Source organism: Lysinibacillus sp. RU7 (assembly GCF_057837305.1).
Window position 1 is genome coordinate 272645 of record NZ_JBYQFK010000002.1, and the last position, 22703, is coordinate 295347.

Sequence of the window (22703 nt, forward strand, 5' to 3'; positions counted from 1 at the left end):
AAACGGTAGCGCGTTTGCTACCGTTTTTTCCGACTGTAAACTGAACTGCCCAGAACTATTACAAGCGCAAATCCTTTCTTTTATACATTTCTTTTGTCGCTATGAGACAAAAAACAATGATTACTAGACCGATCACCCATTCTTCTAAAAGAATGCCATCTGTCATGAGCTTTTGCGTTTTAATCCAGTCCATAGGCGATACATAGTATAAGAACTGTAAAGCATCCACTACTGTACTTATGATGCCTAAAATAAACGAGCCGAACACGATGGCTATCACTACGCCCGTCGCACCTTTACTGTTTTTTAAACATACGGATAATAGAAAGCCGACCGCCATAAATACAAGACCAACATACAGAATGGCACTATAAAGAGCCCCTACTTCCTTCATACTTTCCACGTAATTATAGTCGCTAAAAGATAGATAGCCAATGACCGTTATGAGCCAAAGAACGATGAGCATAGCTACGTAAGAAACGATATGAGCCAGTGCCTTTTGTGTAAATATTGCGTTTCGGGAAATCGGCTTACTATATAAAAATTCAATCGTCCCATCTGTTTCTTCTTTCACTAAAAACAGAACTGCGGATTGGCAGACATACACCATGATCGCTAACGTTAAGTATTGTAGCACGTAACCAAAGTAGTTCGTGATGATTGTAAAGTCGGTCAGTTCCGCCAACCCAAACGCTTCTAGTAATTTCGGGTCTAAGCCTTCCATTTTCGCGCCTGCCAGTTCCTTCATTGACTCTGTTTGCATCGAGGGGAAAAAGGCAAGCAGTAAAAAGATCATGCTACTGAGGACAACCGTCCATACGAACGTACTCTTCCATGTATTTCTTAATTCTAATTGAAATACCTTCATTGCCCTGCCTCCTTTTCATACAGATGCATAAATCGGTCTTCTAAACTTTCATGTTCAATTGTAAAGTCATCGCATGCTGCTTGTTGTAATAATGGAAGCGGTACTAAATGATTCTCTCCTTCATAGCGGTACACTCGTTTCTCGTCCTTCTGCTCGATCAACTTCATCTCTTTATGTGATATTTCTTTGCCGCCCCAAGTGGTAATGATTTTTCTTGGATGACCCATTTCTTTTAAATCGGTAATAGCAACCATTTTTCCGTGTTTAATAAAACCAACCCGGTCACAATATTCTTGCACATCGCTCAGATTGTGACTGGAAAGTAAGATGGCAACACCTTTTTCGGCTTGCTTTTTTAGTTCTACAAATAATCGTTTTTGAATAATTGGATCAAGCCCATTTGTTGGCTCATCTAAAATTAATACGCTTGGTTTTACAGCCAACGCACAGACAATCGCCACTTTTTTCTTATTGCCAGTTGAAAGCTCATCAAACTTTTTCGTTTGATCTAAGTCAAACAGCTCACAAAGTCTCGCTGTTTCTTCCATATAAGCTTGATCGTAAAAACCATTGCTTACCTTGATTAAATCGTGAACCGTCATATTTCCGTAAAACCGTACATCACTTGGTACATAGCCTGTGAATCTTTTAATCTCGTTACTTTCCTTTATAATATCCTTCCCTCTAATCGTCGCATGCCCCCCAGTTGGAAAGATAAAATTTAATAGCATACGGATCATCGTCGATTTGCCCGCGCCATTCGGTCCCACAAACCCGAAAATCTCCCCCTCCTGTACAGAAAACGTCACATTTTCAACCGCCTGATTTTTCCCATAACACTTTTTTAACTGACGGATTTGAATCGCATCCATACACAATCCCCCTTCGTTATTTCTTCATGATTTCTTTATATCTAACGAGTGCATCATTTAAATCTTTCGTCTCTTTTTGCAAGCGCCAATCTAATGCAAGCCAGTAGAAGAAAAATGAAATGGTGATCATGCTATAAAAAATATATCGATACCACTCTGTATAATGACTGAACCAGCCAAACCCTTCTGAAAAGCCAACCATGATAAAAAATGCCCAAACGCTCCATAACAAAATTCGTGAAAAAGATACGTCTTTCTTATACAGTAATAATCCCTCACCCATTCCAATTAACCAACAGGCCGTAAAAATTTGCATCGCTGTCCAAAAGTCTAGTGTTGTGGCGTTTTCAGGTTCTAAGACGCCAAATACGAGATAGAAAAAAACAAACGCTAAAAAGTACATGCCTACTGTTGTTTTAATATCAAACATGAAGAGATAAAAATCTTGCCATTTTTTATTGTTCATCCGCTATTCCTCCTATTTTAATGTTCCAGACCGAGAAGACTTTTAAATGCACGTGCATAATGCCTAGATACAACTAGACGGTCGCCGCTTTCTAGCGTAATTTCTATGCGGCTATTCATAATACTCTTCAATTTTTTTATATGATGCAGATTGACTAACTGCGATTTCCCAATGCGCACTAAGCCCATATGCGAATACATCGTCTCCAAATTGTTGAGAGATTCCTGTGACTGACATACAGCATCTGCAGTATACACAAATATTTTGTTATCCACGGCCTCAACAAAAAATATTTCATTTGGCTGCAGAAAAATCATTTCTCCTTCTCTATTTACCATTAGCTTATTTGCAGGTTCTTCAATACGTTGTAGCAACGCTTCAATCTCTTGATCAAGTTGTTGACATTTTATAATTATTTCATTTTCCCCTTCCGAAACAATGTCAATAGTTACCTTCATGTCAACACCTCCTGTCAGTTATTTAAGTACAGTGTAAATTAAGGGAATCGTTCTCACAATATCATAAGGTCTAAGCTGCATCCGGGGGCAGGTTAAGTTGCATTTGTCTTTTTCGGTGAATTTGCTTATGGATATATGGAATAGCGTGTGTTGATTTCCGCTCCGGTAAAAGCAAGTACTTTTCACTATTTTCAAAGCAATCCTTTCTTTCTATGAAAGTATTTTTAACAGAAAAAAACGGTAGCACACTTGCTACCGCTCTTTTTATGAAATGGCTTTTTTCTGTTGTTTGATTTTTAATTTTTCGAGCATATCGATCGTCATTTTGGCTAAGTCGTATTGGGTTGTAAAGCCCCATTCTTCACGGGCTGCGGTGGAGTCGATGGCATTGGGCCAGCTATCGGCAATCGCTTGACGTACTGGATCTATTTTGTAGCTCAATGTAAAATGTGGCATATGCTTTTGAATTTCTGCTGCAAGCTTACTTGGCTCAACACTCATCGCTGAAATATTGAACGCATTGCGATGCACAAGCTTACTACCGTCCGCTTCCATTAAATCGACAATGGCCTGTAGTGCATCGGGCATATACATCATATCCATATACGTCCCTTGTGCAATATACGATTGATAATGACCTTCCTCAATGGCTTTATAATAAATCTCTACCGCGTAATCTGTCGTACCACCCCCAGGAGGCGTCACGTAAGAAATGAGCCCAGGAAAACGGACACCGCGTGTATCAAGGCTGTATTTTTGATGGTAATAGTCACATAATAACTCACCGGCTACTTTGTTGATACCATACATTGTTGTGGGACGTTGTAATGTATTTTGTGGTGTATTGTTCTTTTGCGTAGTTGGACCAAATGCGCCAATGGAGCTTGGTGTAAAGAACTGCATGTTTAACTCACGGGCTACTTCTAACGCATTTACTAAACCACCCATATTTAAGTTCCATGCAAGTAACGGATTTTTCTCAGCCGTCGCAGAAAGTAATGCGGCCATATGAATCATCGTATCTGCACGGAATTCTTTTGCCAGCTTATACATACACTTATCATCCATAACATCCAATACTTCAAATGGTTCTATACTATCGGTCGTGTTACGGATATCTGTTGCCAGTACAGCGTCCACTCCGTAAATCTCACGTAACTTCACGACTAATTCTGACCCAATTTGACCGAGAGCACCTGTTACAATCATTCTTTTCATCTGTTTGTTCCCTCCTCTGATGCAAAACATTTTTACACGTCAAAAATACTCCATGCTTCATTTATCGTATAATTCTAAAAAAGAATTTTAAAATAACTTCTTTTAAGACACCTTTTTGCGGATTTCCATTAAGCGTATACTTTCCTATTTGCAAAAAAATAATCCATTCACGAGGAATGGATTATACTTTCTTGCAATTTTAATGTAATCGTTATTGTTGTGCCTATATCTTCTATACTTTCAAGCTGGAATGTAGACTGTTGTAATAGTTTTAGCTTTTCAAAGGGATTTAACAAGCCGAGGCGTTGGCTCTGTCCGTTTACTAGTTGTGCTTGCTTTTCAATGGACATGCCTGCCCCATTATCCGCAATGACAATTTTCACTAAATCTTCATCTCGTTGAAGTGAAATTTTCAGTTCCGCATTTTCATGTTTATTTTTCAATCCGTGATGAATCGCATTTTCAACTAATGGCTGCAATGTCATCACGGGAATTTTAAATGATACCGTTTCATCAATGTCCATTACGACACGCAAATGCTCAAAACGAATCTGTTCAATCGCTAAATAGGCTTCAATTAGCTCCAGTTCTTCTTCAATCGGTACAATGCTCTGTTGCTTTTGGTAATCCAGTTTCGCACGAAAATAAATCGCTAAATACTCCAGCGCTTCACGCATTTTTTCTGTATTAACATAGCTTAACCCTATAATGGAGTTCAATGTATTGTATAAAAAATGTGGTGTAATTTGTGCATGATAATCATTTAATTCTTGCTGAATAGAGCGCTTTACGGCTTCACGCATATTCAGTAATGACGAGACATGGGAAAGTAACTCTTTTTGAACAACGGATTTACGAATAATGTCGTTAATCCCTTCCTCAAATAATTGCGTCATATCGCCAATTCGATCATTTTGTGAAAGCAAAATAATCGGTAACTCTACTGAATTGTATAGTTCGCGCACTTTTTTCGTCAGTGTTAATACAAACTTATCCGGCATATTGACATCAGCAATGACTAAATCTACCCGATTGTTCAATAAAACACTTAGCGTATCCTCACCGTTATTGTATGCATATACATTATAACCGTGACGGGAGAGCATCTTCATCACGTTAAATAACTGCTCTGTATCTTGATCAATGACCATAATCGTCTCTGCTCGTTCCCCTTCCACATACAGTGGATACGCCATATAGTGTTGCTCACCTAACGATGGGGTTGGTACAAATAGCGTATTGGATGCGTCTGCTGCTTTCCGTAGTAATAGTGTGACCGTTGTCCCTACACCCAATTGCGATGAAATCTCAACATGACCGTCCATTAGGTGCATATATTGTTTAACAACGCTTAATCCGAGCCCAATCCCTTGCTTCATGTGATTGGGCTCTACTTGATAGAATGTATCAAAAATCTTTACTAAATGCTTTTCCTCCATCCCAATGCCCGTATCTGCTACTTCAATCGCGATTTGTTCATGCTTTTCGTAAGCACGTATTGTAATCGTCCCTCGCTCTGTATACTGAATCGCGTTATGTATGACGTTTAATAACACTTGTCTTAAACGCTTATCATCTGCCCATACAGATGGGACATTGCTTGGGATTTCATTTCGAATGAAGACCTCATCCGGATTTTCCACTAAAAAGGTCAGCTCCTCAATTAATTCATTAAAACTTCGGAGTGATACAGGCTTTACTGAAAAACGGATATTATCCTTTTGAGCTGCCTCATAAATCGTTTGAAACATATGGCTTATCTTATTAATTGTCGTATGAATGGAGAAGGCAAGCTGTTGCTGCTCCACTTTTAATGGGCCTGCCTGTCCTTCTAGTAACTCCTTGGATTGCGCATGAATTTGTGTGAATGGCTCATGCATTTCAGACGTTACTTTCACAAGCAATTCATCTTTTAATTCATTTTGTACGAATAACTTTCGGGTGAGTCGCTGTGCTTTGCGATAGCCTTTTTCATGGCGATAGCTCACAAACAGTGTAAGCACGATATTCGTGATGAGCAGTGTAATGAGCGACCAGCTGCCCATATCGACCTCAAAGAAAAATTCAATGACGATCGTACTAAAATAACAAACACATGAAATAAACACGAGCAATAAATAATTTGCTTCCGCTTTCTCCTTTTGTGCCACGCGTACTAATAAATAAAGCGTGTAGCCAAACCCTAAAGCGACTCCGATAACTAACAATAATTGTGTCACCACTTCTGGCAATAGGGCAAATAAAACATCACGTAGCTTTGTCGGAAGCATAAGCGTCACAAGAACCGTCACCATAAATGAAAACAGGGCATAAACAAATGATGTTCTAGCATATTGAGGAAATGTTTTAGTCACAAATAACAACAAAAAACTGGTTGCTAAATACAGCGATGAGAATTGGCAAAACCAAAGTGCATTTAATGGTAAATCCGGTACATAAACCAATAATAACCGTTCGTTTTGTGTCGAACTATAGAAGCCGACTGCAAGACAATAAAGGGCAAAATACATTTCATTTGTCCAACGACCGCGTTGCAACATAATAAATATAAAAATAAAACTAATAACAATATAAGTTGTTACAATCGCATTCTCTATTAGCTGTGAGCGTTGTATATAATTTTCAATCTCTCTACCCGTTCCAATCGTTACAGGCTTAACAATGCCTGGATTCATGAAGAAATTATGCGCCACTTGAATGACAATATCCAGTTTGCCATCGTTACTTTCACCAAATACACTAAATTTTTTCTCATAAAACGCCAATTCATTCGGGTCAAATGTCGGGTTTCCTAACCCCCCCACTTCTTTTCCATTGATAAATACTTTACTGGCATGACGTATGTAGTGAAAGCGCAAACCGTAAACGCCATCCTTAGGAACGCTTACGGTTAGATGATATGTCCCCCCACTAATGCCATTTTGCTCTTCTACATTCGTCCAATTACTTGGCACATACATCGTCGTAAAATGATTATGTAATTCATTCGGGGTTAATAATTCATTCGGATAAAAACGCCAATAGCCATCTAAATTGGTCGTCTGCCCTGCCAGTATCGAATTCGTAATATCCACTTGGCCGTCTTGGATAATATTGATACTATTTTTTGATAAAAATCGGCTATCCATATAAATGAACATCGTTATAACAATTAATATGAATGAAAATAGTATGATACTAGATCGTTTCATTTCTTAGCCCTATTCGCCCTTTCGAAAAATTCTTTCTATTATGTATAATAACAGTAGTAGTATTTAAGATTCGGTGGTGACTATTATGATTTCTGCTATTTTGGTAGATGATGAACAACTTGCCTTAGCACTTCTGCAGCATAAACTAGCTGACTTCACTGAAGTCACAGTTCAACAGGCATTTTTAAATACACAATTTTCATTGGAAGTATTGAAGGATTTACCTGTGAACGTTGCTTTTTTAGATATTGAGATGGGCAAAATTAGTGGTATTGATTTAGCAGAAATGATTCAAACCGCATATCCGCACATCCATATTGTATTTGTCACAGCACATGCCGAATATGCCGTTCAAGCATTTGAGGTCAATTCCATTGATTACTTGCTAAAGCCCGTGACGACAACGCGGCTGAAAAAAACCATTGCTCGGCTGAAAACGATTGTGCCAGAGCAACTAATAGAACAAACGCAAACGACACACTTGAAGATTGAATGTTTACATGAATTTCAAGTATTTTCAAACGATGAGCTCATTGCCTTTAAAACTGCCAAAGTAAAAGAGCTCTTTGCTTACTTTATAATGCATCAAAATACACCCGTGCAGCGTGATATTTTAATTGAAACATTATGGCCTGAACAAGACTATAAAAAATCAAAAATCAATTTGCACACTTGTTTATCACACTTACGCAAGTTTTTGGCAGGGGTTGGCTTTACAGATTGCATTTCGCTCGTCAATAAAAGCTATGTATTTACACTAGAACATCTAGTCTCCGATTTCTCAGTACTAGGCAACTTGCTCTCTTCAGTCGATACTATCCATGCTGATAACTTACATATCGTCGATGAATGTCTAGCGCTTTATAAAGGGCATTTATTTGAAGTGGATCACTTTGAATGGGCAGGGCACTTCACACAACAATGGATGAATGACATGCTGCATCTATTAAACAAAGCAATCGACTACTGTATTATGCATGATAAGGAGAAAGCACTCGTTTATATGGAACGTAAACTACAATTTGATCCGTATAATGATGATACTGTCCTTACTTGCATGCAGCTCTATATTGAACTCGGTCAGCGTGTGGAAGCTGTCAAACTATACAATACGTATAAGGAGACGCTCGAAAAAGAGCTCGATCTCAAACCTTCTGAACAACTAACCATCTTATATGAATCAATTAAAGTAGCTCGTTAATACGAGCTCTTTTTATATTTGTGGCAAACCATCTGCATTTTTATCTGTCAGTTTCATCTGTTTATTGCGACACATTGCAACATGTGCGACATACAGCAACATCTCTTCTGTCAGCCCTTGATTGGGATAATGTGCGACACCGATACTAAGCGACAGCCGAATCGACTGCCCATCAATGCAGAATGGTGTCAGAAATACACGATGAAGGTTCGTCATTAAGCCATTTACATGTGCCGGCCGATCAATGAGCAGCATAAATTCATCTGCATATTTCCGAAAAACACATTGTTCATTTTTCGTTACAGTGACCAGTCTACGTGCACTCTCTTGTAGTACTGCATTTCCAATGTGGCAACCATATGTTTCATTCACTTCTGTAAACAAATCGATATTTAAACAAACGACACTAAATGTAGACTGTGGCTCTTTTATTTTTTTCTGTAATTCTTGTTGCATTTTATAGACCGTATAAACCCCTGTTATATCATCACGGTGCGATTCATTTTCTAATTGGTCTGTCTGTTCGTTTTGCCCTTGACGTCTAGCATTGATTGACTTTACACTTTGTATCGTATTTGGAAACATATGCACGCACCTTTCTATCATTCTTACATTTTATAATAGTCGATTATGCTTAAATTCCACTTAAAAAATTCCTTATAAAGTGAAACTTCAATTAGTGGGGGTTTTCCTCAGCCCTCACTAATTGTTAACCTTCACCATACAGGCGACTTTCATTGCATACGACGATCCGTCAACGTTAGCACTTCAAAACTTATATCCCTAATTTAATATATTCTTTCAACATTAAATTTAAGTTAAACTATTTTCGACATAAAAAATAACGCTAGCGTATGCTGCGTTTAAAAGTCTTACTTGGTACTTATGGGCAGTGATTTCACCGTATGGGTTACTTTCCGTAACAACCGCTAAACGTAACTGCTCAGCTGATACCCACTTTAATTTATAAGTCATTTCCCAGAATTTCTACCAATTAAGCAAACATATATAAATCGATTTAAAACTCTCGACATGTATATTCCCAATCTTTCCTTGTACATATTATCCTAAAATTAATTAAATAGGAGTGGGAAAGATGGGAAAAGGATTTCAAATTACAAATACACATGGTTGGACGATTGAACACCTTCAATTTCAAGAGAAAGCACTTCAGAAAACATCCATGGCGAAACGAGTGACGGTCATTCACTTGATTAGGCAAGTTTATTACGCGATTCAAGTAGCGGAACTGCTGAATATTCATCGTGAAACTATTTCAGACTATGTGAAAAAGTTTAACGAGGGTGGCATGGAAGCACTACTTCATCGCAACTATGCACTTGGAAGACGTCCTTAGCTATTGCCAGAAAAAGTAGAAGAAATTCGTCGAATGCTCGAATCCAGTACACCAGTTGAAGAAGGATACGGCTGCCAAACGTACTGGGATACACGTATTCTTAAAGAAGTACTAGAAGACCGTTTTTCTGTCACGATGTCGCGAGGTGGAATCCGTTACATGTTGAACCTTTGGAGAGCTATACACGACTAACTTATACATTGAAACGAGCAGATAAAAAGAAACACGCATCCTTTCCCCAACAACTCGATGTCCTAAAAAAACACCTCAGATGAAGTAGTCTTTCTCTATGAAGATGAAAGCCATATTCGTGATGATCAAGCACTTCAAGCCACTTGGCGTGTGAAGGGCAAACAGAAACAAATCCCAACGTATGGTCATCATGCGACGGTCCGTTTATTTGGCTGTGTCGATATGCGAAACGGCGAATTTTTTTGCATGGAAACAGATCGTTGCAATGCACAAACATTTCTTACGTTTCTTCGCGATGTCTTAGCGATGTATAAAAACCAGCAGATTGTCATGATTCTCGATAACGCTAAAATTCATCATGCCAAGCTCATTCAGCCATTTTAAACGTACATAAGGACCGTTTAACTTGTATTCTTACCAACCTATTCGCCCGATTTAAATGCAATCGAACGCGTGTGGGGATACTTGAAAAAAAGTATGATTGCGAATCGATTCCATGAGACACATGATGAAATCAAAGAATCGATTCTTTCCTTCTTGGCATATATCCATGAGTGCCCTGAAAAAGGGCCATGTCGAAAAATTAAAGTGGACTTATATAGTTTGTCTTTTATCCTTTTACGACTGTTTCATATAATTCCGGGCGGCGATCATCATATACAGGAATGCGTCCACGTACTTCATCGACGATTGAGAAATCGACATCGATGATCGCTAATTCTTCATCTTCTGCCCCTGTCCATAACACTTCCCCCCACGGCTGAATGACCATGGACTGCCCGTTAAAGTTTTCTACTTTATTGGCAATACGATTCACCGCAATGACAAAGCACTGATTTTCAATGGCACGTGCTTGGAGTAATGTTTTCCAATGATCGATACGTGGTGTTGGCCATTGTGCTGGTACAAATAATACTTTTGCGCCTGCTAATGCATGACTACGCAGCCACTCTGGGAAGCGAATATCGTAGCAGATAACTCCTGCTGCTTCCAAGTCACCGAGTGCAAAGCGATTCATGTCTGAACCTGCTTCTAAATATAAATGCTCATCCATTAAACGGAATAAATGGGCCTTAGCATACTCGCCTACAAGCTCGCCTTCTTGATTGACCGTATACATCGTATTGTAAAATTTGTTATCACGTTTTACAGATACAGAGCCACCGACAATATGCACACGAAGCTCTTTCGCTAAGCTCGTTAAAAATGCTTTTGTCCGTTCACCGTTCACATCTGCTAGCTCCGCTAATTTTTCAAGTGCATAGCCTGTATTCCACATTTCAGGTAAAACAATGATTTCAGCACCCTTGCTTGCTGCTTCGCGAATAAACTGCTCCGCGCGCACATAATTCTCCTCTACTTTGCCAAATGCTACATTTAATTGAATACATCCGATTTTCATCATTCCTACACCGCCTATAGACTTTTTCTCATAAATATCATAACATGATTTGTATAATTTTTATTATATTCTGAAAAAACAGGTGATTTATAAATGGAATTTTCAAAGAGACTACAACAGCTACCACCGCAATTTTTTGCTGCCCTTGCGAGTAAAGTGGCCCAAGCCATTGCGGAAGGACGAGACATTATTAACTTAGGACAAGGGAATCCAGACCAGCCAACGCCGCTACATATTATTGAAGCATTACAACAATCGGCTGAAAACCCACTCACACACAAGTACTCACCGTTCCGCGGTATACCTGAGTTACGTCAAGCAGCAGCTGACTTTTACTGGCGAGAATATGGTGTCAAGATTGACCCAGATACAGAGGTAGCCATTTTAGGCGGGACAAAAATTGGACTCGTGGAACTCCCACTCGCGATGTTAAACCCTGGCGACTATATGCTTCTGCCAGACCCAGGCTATCCAGATTATTTATCTGGGGTTGCATTAGCCGATGTGCAGTTTGATACAATGCCACTCCTTGCGGCAAATGATTTCTTACCTGATTATGATGCACTATCAGATGAAGTGAAAAGCCGCGCGAAATTAATGTATATAAATTACCCAAACAATCCGACAGGCGGGGTTGCAGACCAGGCATTTTTCGAAAAAACAGTCGCCTTCGCTCGCGAAAACAACGTGATGATCGCACATGATTTTGCTTACGGGGCAATCGGTTTTGATGGTGTGAAGCCAGCAAGCTTTTTACAAGCAGCAGGTGCCAAAGAAGTAGGAATCGAGCTTTATACATTATCAAAATCCTATAATATGGCAGGCTGGCGTGTTGGTTTTGCCGTAGGAAATGCCAAAATGATTGAAGCGATTAATATCATTCAAGATCATCTATTTTGTAGCCTCTTCCCTGCCGTACAACATGCAGCAGCAGAAGCACTCTCAGCAGAGCAAGACTCTGTGGAGGCATTACGGGTTACATACGAAAGCCGTCGCAACGTATTAATAGAAGAAGCGCGTCGCATCGGCTGGGACGTAACGGCGCCAAAAGGTTCATTCTTCGCATGGCTACCGGTGCCGGCAGGATTCACTAGCCAACAATTTACCGACTTATTACTTGATCAAGCCGATGTTGCTGTCGCATCCGGTAACGGCTTTGGTGAATACGGTGAAGGCTATGTACGTGTTGGCCTACTCGTTTCGGAAGAACGAATGAAAGAAGCCGTTGCCCGCGTGGAAAAATTAGGGTTGTTTAAAATTCCTGCTCACTAGCGGCGATTTTCTGAATTGCTAGGTTTACTTGCTTAATTTTTAGATTTACTTGCTAAAACCGTTCCTCAGCCGAGAAACGGTTTCTTCCTTTATTGAATAACCCCTAACTCACGACCGACTTTTTCATAAATCGCTAAAGCATCATCTAACATTTCTTTTGTATGGGTAGCGATTGGCATATTGCGGACACGCCCTGTTCCTTTTGGGACGGTTGGGAAGACAATCGATTTCGCATAGACACCTTCTTCAAATAAGCGCTTTGAAAAAGTTTGTGTTAATTTCTCGTCACCAATGATACAAGGAGTAATCGGTGTTTCGGAATGCCCAATATTAAAGCCAAGCTGCTGTAAACCTTTCTTTAAATAATCACCGTTTTCCCATAACTGATCGTGTAGCGCTGTCGATTCCATTAACATTTCTACCGCACGTGTAATCGCTGCCACATCCCCTGGTGGTAACGCTGTGGAAAATAAAAACGGACGGGAACGCACCTTTAACCAATCAATCAAGTTTTTCTTCCCCCCTACATAACCACCGACAACACCAATGGCCTTTGATAATGTACCGATTTGGAAATCGATGTCCTGCTGCAGACCGAAATGCTTGACCGTACCAGCTCCCTTCCCTGTCACACCCGAACCATGTGCATCATCGACGTATGTGATGCAATCAAATTCTTTTGCGATGTCTACGATTTCCGGTAGTTTAGCTAGATCGCCATCCATCGAAAATACACCATCTGTGATAATCATGATTTTCTTGTAAAGACCGGATGCCTTTGCCTCTTTTGCTTTTGCACGAAGGTCATCCATATCCGAGTGATTGTAGGCAATAATTTTTGCTTTCGACAAGCGACAGCCGTCAATAATCGAAGCGTGGTTTAATTGATCGGAAAGAATGGCGTCATGTTTATCCATAACAGCCGAAATCGCCGCCATATTACAGTTAAACCCAGATTGATAGCTGATTGCTGCTTCTGTTCCTTTGAATTTCGCGAGTGTCTCTTCTAATTTCACGTGTAAATCGAGCGTGCCGTTAATCGTCCGAACAGCCCCTGCCCCAACACCGTATTGTTCAATTGTGCGCTGTGCAATTTGTTTTAATTGTTCATTTGTTGCAAGACCGAGATAATTGTTGGACGATAAGTTAATTAAGCTTTTACCCCGCACTTGAATTACTGGACCGTTCGCACCTTCTACTGGGTCAATTTCATTGTACAGCCCTTGCTCACGTAGCGCCTCCAAGTTTTCCTCTAAAAATTGTTGTAACACTTTTGACAAAGCTCCCCACCCTTTCCCTTTTCAGATGATTAACATTTTAGCATACTCCCAATATTGTGGATGAGATGAAAAGTTATACACATTTCTTATATTTACTCACATTCTCCTGTTGATTATTCAGAAAATTTGTGCATAAGTAGTGTGTGAATCCGATTTCATTCAAAAAAGAGCTGTGGATAACTACTTATCCACAGCTACTTCGTCAATAATATGGTGCAATCTTTTTCTGAAATAATGAAGACTCGGCTGAATAATATACCCCGTTCCTAACGCTAAAATAACCGTTCCTGCTCCTACAGGACCGCCAAGTAGCCACCCTACTGATGCTGCGAGTACTTCCATCACCATACGCCCAACACGGACCGAAACACCAAAGTTCTCCACTAAAATCATCATCACGGTGTCACGTGGTCCCGCTCCAAGCTCAGCGGAGATATATAATCCACAACCAATGCTTAACACAAAAAAGCCTGCTATAAAATAAATGAATTGAAACACAAACAGATTTGCTTCTGGTAGCAACCAGTTAAACAAATCAATAAAAGAGCCAATCAGCAACATATTGAGCCACGTTGCCATTTTAGGCCATGCTTTTAAATAAACCGACGTACATAACACGATAAATAACCCGGTTAAAATCGACCACGAACCAATTGTGAGGCCGATTTGCTTAAATAAACCAATATGTAAGACATCCCAAGGGCTCGTCCCGACGCTACTTCCTTTAATCGTTAGCGTAATCCCTAGTGACATGACGATCAGGCCCGTGAAAAAAAAGCCCCATCGCCATTTAAATTGTTTTGACATGATGTACCTGCTTTCTATGAATGGATACTGCACGGTGATTTTGACCGCTGATGATTATGTTTTGATCGGATACCCCGGGCTTTTGACCGCATACGAGAATGTTTTGACCGGATAGCCGAGACTTTTGCTCGGATACGAGAATGTTTTGACCTTTCACCATGGGCTTTTGCCCGGATACACGTCCTTTTTGCTCGTTCACGGACTCGTTTTGACTGCTTGCTACTCTACAACGTTCGCAAACGTTGCTTTCGTCACACGTGCTAAATCAGTAGGAGCGAGCTTCATTTGCATACCGATTTTCCCGGCGCTGACAATCATAAACGTTAGCTGTTCGGCAGATGCCTCAATAAATGTCGGGAATAATTTCTTCATGCCCACTGGGGAACAACCACCCCGCACATAGCCTGTTAAACCGAGTAAATCTTTTACTGCCAGCATCTCAATTTTTTTCTCACCTGCCACTTTAGCCGCTTGCTTTAAGTTAAGCTCTGCCGCAACAGGTACAACAAAGACATAGTACCGATTGCCTCCTGCTGTAGCTATTAATGTTTTAAACACATGTTCAATCGGTTGCCCAATTTTAGTCGCTACTGTGACGCCATCTACTGCTTGCCCGTCTTCTGCTGTATATTCCAATAATTTATGTGGAATTTTTTGTTGTTCGATGAAACGTACCGCATTTGTTTTTGTCATCTTTTTTGCCACACGTATCCCCTCTTTCTTCTATATATTATATCGCAAAACAAAAAAGCATAGATGTCTCTATGCTTTGAAAAACATAGCTTATGCTGTTTGGGAGAATGTCGGCTCATTTAAAGAACGATAGCCGTTTTTTACCATCGCGATATGGCTTGAATAGTTCATACTGGCCTTTTTAAAAGTCCGGTTGTATAACAAGCTCTCAAGCTCACGACCCGTTAATAGTGTATCTTGTGACGCATCTCGCTCGTCGAAATGATGCATAAAGCGCGCTGGTATTTCGACGCTTGTATCAACATCTGCAAAAGGTTCCGTTTCCTCTTCGTCGGATGGAAAAGCAATCGCTGCACGTGTTTGCTCGATTTGCGCTGTTGCACTTGCCGCTACACGCAAATCTTGTAGAGATGGTTCAGCTGGTGCCAATGCTGCCGCTTTTACCTTCTCTAAAATGGTTAGCGTTTCCTCTTGCATACTAATCGGAACTTCGCCACCATCGATGTATTGCTTGTAATCTGACCCATCTGTGTACGTTATTGGTCCCGTTACACGCCCATCCATTGACTGATGTGCCATACCTTCTTTTTCCGTCCGCTCAAGCTTTTGCTCGTCACTTATAGGTGCTTCAAACTCCCTCTTCGCTTGATCAGCTGCATGCAATTCTTTTTCTGTTTTACCAGAAAGTAAGTTTTCTAATACTTCGAGCATCACATTTTTAGGCGACTGATATTGAGCATTCTTTTTGTAGGCATCGCCCATTTCACGCCGCTGTATGGCACGCTTACGCTGTTCTAAATCAAAACTCGTTCCCGTCATTAATTGAGCAATTTTCATTTTTCTCCCCCCATTCCTTTGTCAATTAAGTCGTATCGATTCTATAAATTAAATTATTAAAAAATATTTTACTAAATTTTCACAAAAACTCAATATTTCATCGTTAAAATAAAACGAAAGACCGATGATGAGGTGTACCAATGAAATCTACAAAAGTACCGGAAAACGGTAATTTTTTATCCTACAGAAAATATATTCTCGAACGCCGTAAAAATTACTTTACATATACGAAACAAGTAAACGCATTACAAACCATTTTAGAAAACAAAGCATTAAATACGTATTTCCAACCCATTTTAGATGTACAACAAGGCAAAACATTCGGGTTCGAGGCACTCAATCGGCCTGCTCTCCATACAGCATTTACAACAACAGATGCATTTTACGAATTTATCGGCGAGTCTAATAATGTATTTGCCTTTGAATGTTTATGCCGCAACTTGTCATTGCAACGTTTTCACGAACGAGCGCCGCAGCAATTTAAGCAACAACAACCCGTATTATTTTTAAATATTCATCCTCACGTATTGTTGGATGCCAACTATCATAGCGGTGCAACAAGGCAGCTGTTAAAGCAATACGGCTTATCACCAGAGCAAGTTGTGTTTGAGTTGACAGAACGTAGCGCTGTGACAGACTTCCAAGAATTTTCACGGGTACTCCATCATTATCGTCAGCAAGGATATCGCATTGCCATTGATGATGTCGGTTCAGGTTACAACAGTTTAAAAACACTCATTTATTTAAAGCCAGAATTTATTAAAATTGACCGTTCGCTCATTCAATATATTGATCAGCAACAACCACAACAATATTTGCTTGAAATCTTATTGAATTATGCCAAGCAAGTCGATACAAAAGTCATTGCAGAAGGAATTGAACGGATGGAGGAGCTTCACTACTTACAAACAGTAGGTGTGCATTATGCACAAGGGTACGCAATTGGCAAACCCGCTGAACAATTACACAAAGTACATGTATAGGAGAAGGATATGAGCATTGAAAATATCATACAGACTGTTCCTTGCATCGATGAGTATACGAAAAGTAAAAAGGTAGATCAGTTATTCGTTGAAGATCCTACATTACGAGGGATTGTTGTGCTTCGTGAAGAAAAACCGATTGGGCACATTTCGCGCACACATTTTTATGAAAAAATCGGTACGAAATATGGCTATAACTTATATATGGGGCGAGAATGTCGCTTATTATATAAATCTTCTCCGCTTATTGTTGATTATGCGATGCCTATTACAGACATCAGCCAACTAGCGATGAAACGAGAAGAGCCAGACTTATACGACGATATTATTGTGACAAAAGAACAGTGTTTTAAGGGCGTCGTGAGCATTCGCGCATTACTGTTAAAGTTAGCGGAAACACAAGTGAGAATCGCCAGTTTTATGAATCCGCTCAGCCACTTGCCAGGCAATCATGTCATCGAACAAAAAATGCAAGAGTTGCTCGATCTACCCAATTATAGTTTAATTTATTTCGATTTAGATCACTTCAAAAAATACAATGATTTATATGGGTTTAAAAAAGGCGATAAAATGCTCCTTTATTTAACGGATATTTTAAAGCACTTCATCAATATGCCGAATATGTTTTTAGGGCATATCGGTGGAGATGATTTTGTCGCGATTGTCCCTCATTACGATGTGGGACCACTTTGTAGTAACATTATTGAAGCATTTGATCAGAACATTCGTAAATTTTATGATGATTTTCATCTCCATCAAAACTTGCTTGTCCCTGGACGAAATGGTGAACTCGAACCGTTTACTGTCTCTTCATTGTCCGTTGCGGTTGTGACCAATGAGTACAAACAATACGATTCCATCGAGCAGCTTGCGACAACCGCTGCGCTCGTAAAAAAACATTGCAAAAAAATAAAAGGTAGCTGCTACCTGATTAATGAACCGATTTATAGCTAGCATGCACCTAAAAAAGGATGCGCATTCAATGTGAGATGCGCATCCTTTTCGCTTATTTATTAAAATTTCTTAGTCAAATTTCAGTCCCTTTAATGCTTCAGCGAGGGCATTGTTGACAGGCTCTTCTTGATTTTGCTGCTTCAAATATTTTTGGACACTACGCTTATCCACTTTGCCGCCGCCTTCTTTTTTACGACGTGCTTCAAATGCAGATAATTTTTCGCGGTACCCACATTTACATACAAAAATTTGTCCTTCGCCTTCCCCGCGTAACTCCAGCTTTTTCTTACATTGCGGACAACGCGCATTTGTCACACGTGAAACATTTTTACGGTGTCCACACTCGCGGTCTTGGCAGACATTCCTAAATCATATGAGAAACCAGCACCAATTAATAAAGTTTTTTCATAATGAAAATCCACTATCTAAGTATTTCATAATTATCTTATAATACCCAAAATATAAAACCAATTATTATTCCACTCTGTTTAAAATAAGTATAAGTAAAAAGCATGTGCTATATTAAACACAAGGATGTACGAAAGGATGTTATGTATGGCTAAAAGTTTAGTATTAGCAGAAAAACCTTCAGTAGCACGCGATATCGCGAATGTGCTGAAGTGTACGAAAAAAGGAAATGGTTACCTTGAAGGGGACAAATATATTGTTACTTGGGCTTTAGGCCACTTAGTCACTTTAGCTGATCCAGAAAGCTATGATGAAAAGTATAAAAAGTGGAACTTAGAAGATTTACCGATGCTACCAGAACGTTTGAAGTTAACAACAATCAAGCAATCGAGTAAACAATATAATGCGGTAAAATCGCAGCTGACACGTAACGATGTGAATGAAATCATTATTGCAACAGATGCTGGACGTGAAGGCGAATTAGTAGCTCGTTGGATTATTGATCGTGCGAAAGTGAATAAACCAATCAAGCGTTTATGGATTTCATCTGTTACGGATAAAGCAATTAAAGAAGGTTTTGCAAATTTAAAACCTGGTAAAAATTATGACAATCTGTATCATGCAGCTGTTGCACGTAGCGAAGCAGACTGGTACTTAGGTTTAAATTCGAGTCGCGCACTATCCACAAAATATAATGCCCAATTAAATACAGGTCGAGTGCAAACTCCCGTAGTAGCAATGGTCGCAGCACGTGAAGATGAAATTAAACATTTCAAATCACAAACATATTATGGAATTGAAGCTCAAACAAAAGAGCTGAAATTAACATGGCAAGATGCAAATGGGAATTCTCGTAGTTTCAATAAAGAAAAAATCGATGCGATTGTCAATTCTTTAGGAAAACAAGATGCAAAGGTTATTGATATTGAGCGTAAACCAAAGAAATCCTATGCTCCAGGTTTATATGATTTAACAGAATTACAACGCGATGCGAATAAAATGTTCGGCTATTCAGCAAAGGAAACGTTAAATATCATGCAAAAACTGTATGAATCACATAAAGTGCTCACATATCCTCGTACAGATTCGAGATATTTATCTTCAGACATCGTCGGCACCCTTCCAGAGCGTTTAAAAGCGTGTGGTGTGGGCGAATATCGTTCGTTAGCGAATAAGGTACTGACAAAGCCAATTAAAGCAAATAAATCGTTTGTAGATGACAGTAAGGTATCAGATCACCACGCGATTATTCCTACAGAGGAATATGTTAACTTCTCTGCATTTACTGATAAAGAGCGTAAAATTTATGATTTAGTTGTGAAGCGCTTCTTAGCCGTATTATTCCCAGCACATGAATTTGAGCAATTAACAGTACAAGCTCAAATCGGCAATGAAAAATTTGTTGCTCGTGGTAAAACGGTATTAAATGCTGGTTGGAAAGAAGTTTATTCGAATCGTTTTGACGATGAAGAGTCAAATGAAGATGTGAAAGAACAATTATTGCCTCGCCTTGAAAAAGGGCAAGTATTAAAAACAAACTTAATCGTTCAAACATCAGGTCAAACAAAACCACCTGCACGCTTCACAGAGGCTACCCTACTATCGGCAATGGAAAATCCTACGAAGTATATGGATACACAAAACAAACAGCTTGCAGATACGTTAAAATCAACTGGTGGACTTGGTACAGTTGCAACGCGTGCAGACATCATCGAGAAGCTATTTAACTCGTTCCTAATCGAAAAACGTGGAAAAGACATTCATATTACATCAAAAGGACGACAACTATTAGACTTAGTACCAAATGAATTAAAATCCCCTACTACAACAGCTGAGTGGGAACAAAAATTAGAGTTAATTGCTAAAGGCAAAATGAAAAAAGAAACATTCATTAACGAAATGAAGCAGCATACAAAAGAAATTGTTACTGATATTAAAAATAGTGATAAGAAATTCAAACACGATAATATTTCAACGAAGTCTTGTCCTGATTGTGGTAAACCAATGCTTGAGGTAAACGGTAAAAAAGGCAAAATGCTTGTGTGTCAAGATCGTGAATGTGGACACCGTAAAAACGTTGCACGTGTTACAAATGCACGCTGCCCTCAATGTAAGAAGAAGCTTGAGCTGCGTGGTGAAGGTGATGGTCAAATCTTTGTATGTAAATGCGGCTATCGTGAAAAATTATCTGCTTTTGAAGCTCGTCGTAAAAAAGAAGGCGGCGGTAAGGTTGATAAGCGTAGCGTGCAGAAGTATATGAAGCAGCAGGAAAAAGAGGCAGAACCGATTAATAATGCTTTTGCAGATTTATTGAAGGGTATGAAGTTTGATTAGTATATGAGTTTTAAACATATTTTAATGAAATTTATTTAATTCTATCTCCAATCTATAATAAATGTCTTTTATAGATTGGAGACAATAAATTTTTATTAAAATTCAATATATTATTTTTATAAATTTTTTAAAATCAGTTCTTTCATTTGGGCATTATATACTTCATTTTCTTTTATCATCGTTTCATAATAAAAAAACCATTGAAATTTCAAATTATTAAATTCATCCATAGTCATTTTCGTGTATTGTTTTTCATCAATAGATTTATTATGCAATCCTTCTTCTAAAGTTTCCCAACGCTCCATACTCGCATCCAATGCTTCAAAATAACTTAATGTTGCTAGTAATGCAATACCATTTAATTGATTACATTCTTCTATAATTTTTCCTTCTAGATTTCTACAATAAATTATAAAATCGTATCCCTTTTCATAAAGGGGAATTTCGTGCCAAATCTTCTTATAGAAAGTATCAGTAGCTTTTTCATTTATTTTATCTAAAGTATTTTCTAACTTAGTAATAGTTTTTTTCTTTTGAGGATATTCATCAATAAGCTTAGCGATTTTATCTTTTTCAATATTTAATAAAACTCCTTTTAAAGTCATTCCTCCGCTGATAACGCCTCCGATTATCCCTCCCATATAACTTGAAAAAAAGCCAATCCATTGATTATTAGATGAAACTTCAAATTTAATAAATGGAATATCGAATGGGAATTCTATATTGATGGTTGTTAATACTAAACTATTAATAACTATAGGTGTAGTAATAATCGTTATTAAAGCTATTACAAACCACCAGCTTGGTTTACTAATAGAGTATTTAGATTTTCTTTTCATTTTACGTAATATTTTAGCTTCTTTAGTTCCTAAATAAAATATCTCTCTATGTTTGGTTTCTCTATCATTTTTGGTGATTATTTTATTCAACCCCTATAAATATTTAATAATTATTCTATTTCGTATAGTCTATTAATAAATAGCATTTTTAAATAGATGTTCATTTTTATAATTTAGTTTTCTAACTAAAACTTGTTTTATTATCAATTCATATGAAATTATTAAGAGAAGGTTCATTATGAAATCAAATGAACCCTAGACAAACTCGTCTTGTTTTTAATATTAACCTTCTAAAAACCTACAGTTTATTGCTGATTTTTAATTTTTAGTATCCCATTTTCAATTATATTGCTGTAATTGGAATCTAGAGTGATTATTTTTATTATTTTTTTAATATAATCATCATTAATAATTATAGTTTCTTTTGCATTCATGGATTTTAACACCTCATTAATATCCTTAGAATTTATTTTATTAGGAAGAGGATTTTTTCCTACTAAATATAGTACATACAAATAAAAAACATAACGTGGATTTAACTCGTCTAATAATTTGATAAGTAACTCTAAAGTAAAATTATTTAATACTTCTTTTATAAAACGCTTTATTCCATCTAAATGAATTACACCCTCATTAAAAACCCTCAGATAATTCATCAGAACTTTTTCTTCTAGTTCTTCATAATTTTCCGTGAATTCAATTCCTGATTCTAAGTAATTTAAAAAATTTAGATACCCTAAAATGAAATCATTTAAATTATTTTCAGTCACCGCTTCACCTTTACTTATTTCATTAGAATTTAAAGAAATTGTAAACGAGTGCTGTATTAATTTCTCAAATAGCATATTTAGATTTTCTAAATTCAAAATCTTTTTTTCTCCAGTTACTTGAAACTCTTGAATTATTACATTATTTTTAAAGGCATTAGAATAATGTTCAAGTATTTGAACATTACAGACTGTAGACAAACTCGAAAATTTCGAGTTTGCCTACAGTCTTTTTTCTTTTAAAATAAAATTAGTACTTACTACTAGAGGTGATAGATATGATGACGAAAAACCATAATCATGA

General features: G+C 38.2%; 22 protein-coding genes and 2 pseudogenes. 8 read left to right on the forward strand and 16 right to left on the reverse strand.

Translation table 11 applies throughout. The features are described 5' to 3' along the window. Nucleotides 1-58: 58 nt before the first annotated feature. The 6 genes from AC3II9_RS02830 to AC3II9_RS02855 form a co-directional block, all read right to left on the reverse strand. Nucleotides 59-868 (reverse strand): ABC transporter permease subunit, encoded by an 810-nt coding sequence (locus AC3II9_RS02830; protein ID WP_489152953.1) that lies wholly within the window; start codon nucleotides 866-868, stop codon nucleotides 59-61. Beyond that, a complete protein-coding gene (locus AC3II9_RS02835) occupies nucleotides 865-1740 on the reverse strand; it encodes an ABC transporter ATP-binding protein (RefSeq protein ID WP_489152954.1) in 876 nt (291 codons plus the stop codon). Before AC3II9_RS02835 ends, AC3II9_RS02830 begins: the two co-directional genes overlap by 4 nt. Before the next feature lie 16 nt (nucleotides 1741-1756). Further along, the gene (locus AC3II9_RS02840; protein WP_489152955.1) at nucleotides 1757-2206 is read right to left on the reverse strand and encodes a hypothetical protein; all 450 of its coding nucleotides are present in this window, start codon (nucleotides 2204-2206) and stop codon (nucleotides 1757-1759) included. A gap of 17 nt (nucleotides 2207-2223) precedes the next feature. Continuing rightward, nucleotides 2224-2664, reverse strand: a complete 441-nt coding sequence (locus AC3II9_RS02845; protein ID WP_489152956.1) for a LytTR family DNA-binding domain-containing protein — start codon at nucleotides 2662-2664, stop codon at nucleotides 2224-2226. A gap of 264 nt (nucleotides 2665-2928) precedes the next feature. Further along, nucleotides 2929-3882 (reverse strand): NAD-dependent epimerase/dehydratase family protein, encoded by a 954-nt coding sequence (locus AC3II9_RS02850; protein ID WP_489152957.1) that lies wholly within the window; start codon nucleotides 3880-3882, stop codon nucleotides 2929-2931. Between the two features lie 167 nt (nucleotides 3883-4049). Further along, a complete protein-coding gene (locus AC3II9_RS02855) occupies nucleotides 4050-7073 on the reverse strand; it encodes a hybrid sensor histidine kinase/response regulator (protein WP_489152958.1) in 3024 nt (1007 codons plus the stop codon). A gap of 85 nt (nucleotides 7074-7158) precedes the next feature. Here AC3II9_RS02855 and AC3II9_RS02860 point away from each other — a divergent pair, with 85 nt between their 5' ends. Continuing rightward, nucleotides 7159-8274 (forward strand): response regulator, encoded by a 1116-nt coding sequence (locus tag AC3II9_RS02860; protein ID WP_489152959.1) that lies wholly within the window; start codon nucleotides 7159-7161, stop codon nucleotides 8272-8274. Nucleotides 8275-8286: 12 nt separating this feature from the next. Here the strand turns inward: AC3II9_RS02860 and AC3II9_RS02865 are convergent, their stop codons facing one another. After that, nucleotides 8287-8859: a GGDEF domain-containing protein gene (locus AC3II9_RS02865; RefSeq protein WP_489152960.1), complete on the reverse strand. Its 573-nt coding sequence runs from the start codon at nucleotides 8857-8859 to the stop codon at nucleotides 8287-8289. A 228-nt stretch (nucleotides 8860-9087) separates the two neighbouring features. Further along, on the reverse strand, nucleotides 9088-9249 hold the full coding sequence (locus AC3II9_RS02870; RefSeq protein WP_489152961.1) for a hypothetical protein: 162 nt from the start codon (nucleotides 9247-9249) through the stop codon (nucleotides 9088-9090). A gap of 121 nt (nucleotides 9250-9370) precedes the next feature. Between AC3II9_RS02870 and AC3II9_RS02875 the strand changes: the two genes are divergently transcribed. From AC3II9_RS02875 to AC3II9_RS02885, 3 genes and pseudogenes are all read left to right on the forward strand, one after another. After that, a complete protein-coding gene (locus AC3II9_RS02875) occupies nucleotides 9371-9631 on the forward strand; it encodes a helix-turn-helix domain-containing protein (protein ID WP_489152962.1) in 261 nt (86 codons plus the stop codon). A 3-nt stretch (nucleotides 9632-9634) separates the two neighbouring features. Beyond that, nucleotides 9635-9823, forward strand: a complete 189-nt coding sequence (locus AC3II9_RS02880) for a hypothetical protein (RefSeq protein ID WP_489152963.1) — start codon at nucleotides 9635-9637, stop codon at nucleotides 9821-9823. 105 nt (nucleotides 9824-9928) lie between these two features. Then, nucleotides 9929-10534, forward strand: a pseudogene (locus AC3II9_RS02885) (IS630 family transposase); the annotation flags it as partial. Here AC3II9_RS02885 and AC3II9_RS02890 read toward each other — a convergent pair. Next, nucleotides 10434-11225 carry a carbon-nitrogen family hydrolase gene (locus tag AC3II9_RS02890; RefSeq protein WP_489152985.1) on the reverse strand — a complete coding sequence of 264 codons (792 nt, stop codon included), beginning with the start codon at nucleotides 11223-11225 and terminating at the stop codon, nucleotides 10434-10436. The pseudogene AC3II9_RS02885 and the gene AC3II9_RS02890 overlap by 101 nt on opposite strands. A 93-nt stretch (nucleotides 11226-11318) precedes the next feature. Here AC3II9_RS02890 and AC3II9_RS02895 point away from each other — a divergent pair, with 93 nt between their 5' ends. Next, nucleotides 11319-12497, forward strand: coding sequence for a pyridoxal phosphate-dependent aminotransferase (locus AC3II9_RS02895; protein ID WP_489152964.1), 1179 nt, complete (start codon nucleotides 11319-11321; stop codon nucleotides 12495-12497). A gap of 89 nt (nucleotides 12498-12586) precedes the next feature. On the opposite strand, the gene AC3II9_RS02900 is transcribed toward AC3II9_RS02895, so the two are convergent. From AC3II9_RS02900 to AC3II9_RS02915, 4 genes are all read right to left on the reverse strand, one after another. Continuing rightward, a complete protein-coding gene (locus tag AC3II9_RS02900; protein WP_489152965.1) occupies nucleotides 12587-13777 on the reverse strand; it encodes a glycine C-acetyltransferase in 1191 nt (396 codons plus the stop codon). A 180-nt stretch (nucleotides 13778-13957) separates the two neighbouring features. Continuing rightward, on the reverse strand, nucleotides 13958-14584 hold the full coding sequence (locus AC3II9_RS02905) for a YczE/YyaS/YitT family protein (RefSeq protein WP_489152966.1): 627 nt from the start codon (nucleotides 14582-14584) through the stop codon (nucleotides 13958-13960). A 219-nt stretch (nucleotides 14585-14803) separates the two neighbouring features. Continuing rightward, a complete protein-coding gene (gene ybaK, locus AC3II9_RS02910; RefSeq protein ID WP_489152967.1) occupies nucleotides 14804-15289 on the reverse strand; it encodes a Cys-tRNA(Pro) deacylase in 486 nt (161 codons plus the stop codon). A 78-nt stretch (nucleotides 15290-15367) separates the two neighbouring features. Then, the gene (locus AC3II9_RS02915; protein WP_489152968.1) at nucleotides 15368-16114 is read right to left on the reverse strand and encodes a putative metalloprotease CJM1_0395 family protein; all 747 of its coding nucleotides are present in this window, start codon (nucleotides 16112-16114) and stop codon (nucleotides 15368-15370) included. A gap of 140 nt (nucleotides 16115-16254) precedes the next feature. Here AC3II9_RS02915 and AC3II9_RS02920 point away from each other — a divergent pair, with 140 nt between their 5' ends. Together AC3II9_RS02920 and AC3II9_RS02925 are read left to right on the forward strand one after the other, a co-directional pair. Then, on the forward strand, nucleotides 16255-17097 hold the full coding sequence (locus AC3II9_RS02920; RefSeq protein ID WP_489152969.1) for an EAL domain-containing protein: 843 nt from the start codon (nucleotides 16255-16257) through the stop codon (nucleotides 17095-17097). A gap of 9 nt (nucleotides 17098-17106) precedes the next feature. After that, the gene (locus AC3II9_RS02925; RefSeq protein ID WP_489152970.1) at nucleotides 17107-18051 is read left to right on the forward strand and encodes a GGDEF domain-containing protein; all 945 of its coding nucleotides are present in this window, start codon (nucleotides 17107-17109) and stop codon (nucleotides 18049-18051) included. Nucleotides 18052-18120: 69 nt separating this feature from the next. On the opposite strand, the pseudogene AC3II9_RS02930 reads toward AC3II9_RS02925, so the two are convergent. Next, nucleotides 18121-18411 (reverse strand): annotated as a pseudogene (locus AC3II9_RS02930) (DNA topoisomerase III); the annotation flags it as partial. A 195-nt stretch (nucleotides 18412-18606) separates the two neighbouring features. Between AC3II9_RS02930 and AC3II9_RS02935 the strand changes: the two are divergent. Then, complete coding sequence (locus AC3II9_RS02935; protein ID WP_489152971.1) at nucleotides 18607-20793, forward strand: DNA topoisomerase III; 2187 nt, start codon at nucleotides 18607-18609, stop codon at nucleotides 20791-20793. 116 nt (nucleotides 20794-20909) lie between these two features. On the opposite strand, the gene AC3II9_RS02940 is transcribed toward AC3II9_RS02935, so the two are convergent. Then, entirely contained in the window at nucleotides 20910-21722 is an 813-nt protein-coding gene (locus AC3II9_RS02940) for a hypothetical protein (RefSeq protein ID WP_489152972.1), read from the reverse strand. A 215-nt stretch (nucleotides 21723-21937) separates the two neighbouring features. After that, nucleotides 21938-22498 carry a hypothetical protein gene (locus AC3II9_RS02945; RefSeq protein WP_489152973.1) on the reverse strand — a complete coding sequence of 187 codons (561 nt, stop codon included), beginning with the start codon at nucleotides 22496-22498 and terminating at the stop codon, nucleotides 21938-21940. Nucleotides 22499-22703 lie beyond the last annotated feature (205 nt).

What these genes read in the sequence shown, in the direction of transcription:
- AC3II9_RS02890 (WP_489152985.1), bottom strand. Translation starts at nt 11,225, where the DNA reads ATGAAAATCGGATGTATTCAATTAAATGTAGCATTTGGCAAAGTAGAG.
- AC3II9_RS02835 (WP_489152954.1), bottom strand. Translation starts at nt 1,740, where the DNA reads ATGGATGCGATTCAAATCCGTCAGTTAAAAAAGTGTTATGGGAAAAAT.
- AC3II9_RS02905 (WP_489152966.1), bottom strand. Translation starts at nt 14,584, where the DNA reads ATGTCAAAACAATTTAAATGGCGATGGGGCTTTTTTTTCACGGGCCTG.
- AC3II9_RS02895 (WP_489152964.1), top strand. Translation starts at nt 11,319, where the DNA reads ATGGAATTTTCAAAGAGACTACAACAGCTACCACCGCAATTTTTTGCT.
- AC3II9_RS02870 (WP_489152961.1), bottom strand. Translation starts at nt 9,249, where the DNA reads ATGACTTATAAATTAAAGTGGGTATCAGCTGAGCAGTTACGTTTAGCG.
- AC3II9_RS02915 (WP_489152968.1), bottom strand. Translation starts at nt 16,114, where the DNA reads ATGAAAATTGCTCAATTAATGACGGGAACGAGTTTTGATTTAGAACAG.
- AC3II9_RS02875 (WP_489152962.1), top strand. Translation starts at nt 9,371, where the DNA reads ATGGGAAAAGGATTTCAAATTACAAATACACATGGTTGGACGATTGAA.
- AC3II9_RS02860 (WP_489152959.1), top strand. Translation starts at nt 7,159, where the DNA reads ATGATTTCTGCTATTTTGGTAGATGATGAACAACTTGCCTTAGCACTT.
- AC3II9_RS02840 (WP_489152955.1), bottom strand. Translation starts at nt 2,206, where the DNA reads ATGAACAATAAAAAATGGCAAGATTTTTATCTCTTCATGTTTGATATT.
- AC3II9_RS02925 (WP_489152970.1), top strand. Translation starts at nt 17,107, where the DNA reads ATGAGCATTGAAAATATCATACAGACTGTTCCTTGCATCGATGAGTAT.
- AC3II9_RS02830 (WP_489152953.1), bottom strand. Translation starts at nt 868, where the DNA reads ATGAAGGTATTTCAATTAGAATTAAGAAATACATGGAAGAGTACGTTC.
- AC3II9_RS02845 (WP_489152956.1), bottom strand. Translation starts at nt 2,664, where the DNA reads ATGAAGGTAACTATTGACATTGTTTCGGAAGGGGAAAATGAAATAATT.
- AC3II9_RS02920 (WP_489152969.1), top strand. Translation starts at nt 16,255, where the DNA reads ATGAAATCTACAAAAGTACCGGAAAACGGTAATTTTTTATCCTACAGA.
- AC3II9_RS02865 (WP_489152960.1), bottom strand. Translation starts at nt 8,859, where the DNA reads ATGTTTCCAAATACGATACAAAGTGTAAAGTCAATCAATGCTAGACGT.
- AC3II9_RS02855 (WP_489152958.1), bottom strand. Translation starts at nt 7,073, where the DNA reads ATGAAACGATCTAGTATCATACTATTTTCATTCATATTAATTGTTATA.
- AC3II9_RS02935 (WP_489152971.1), top strand. Translation starts at nt 18,607, where the DNA reads ATGGCTAAAAGTTTAGTATTAGCAGAAAAACCTTCAGTAGCACGCGAT.
- AC3II9_RS02850 (WP_489152957.1), bottom strand. Translation starts at nt 3,882, where the DNA reads ATGAAAAGAATGATTGTAACAGGTGCTCTCGGTCAAATTGGGTCAGAA.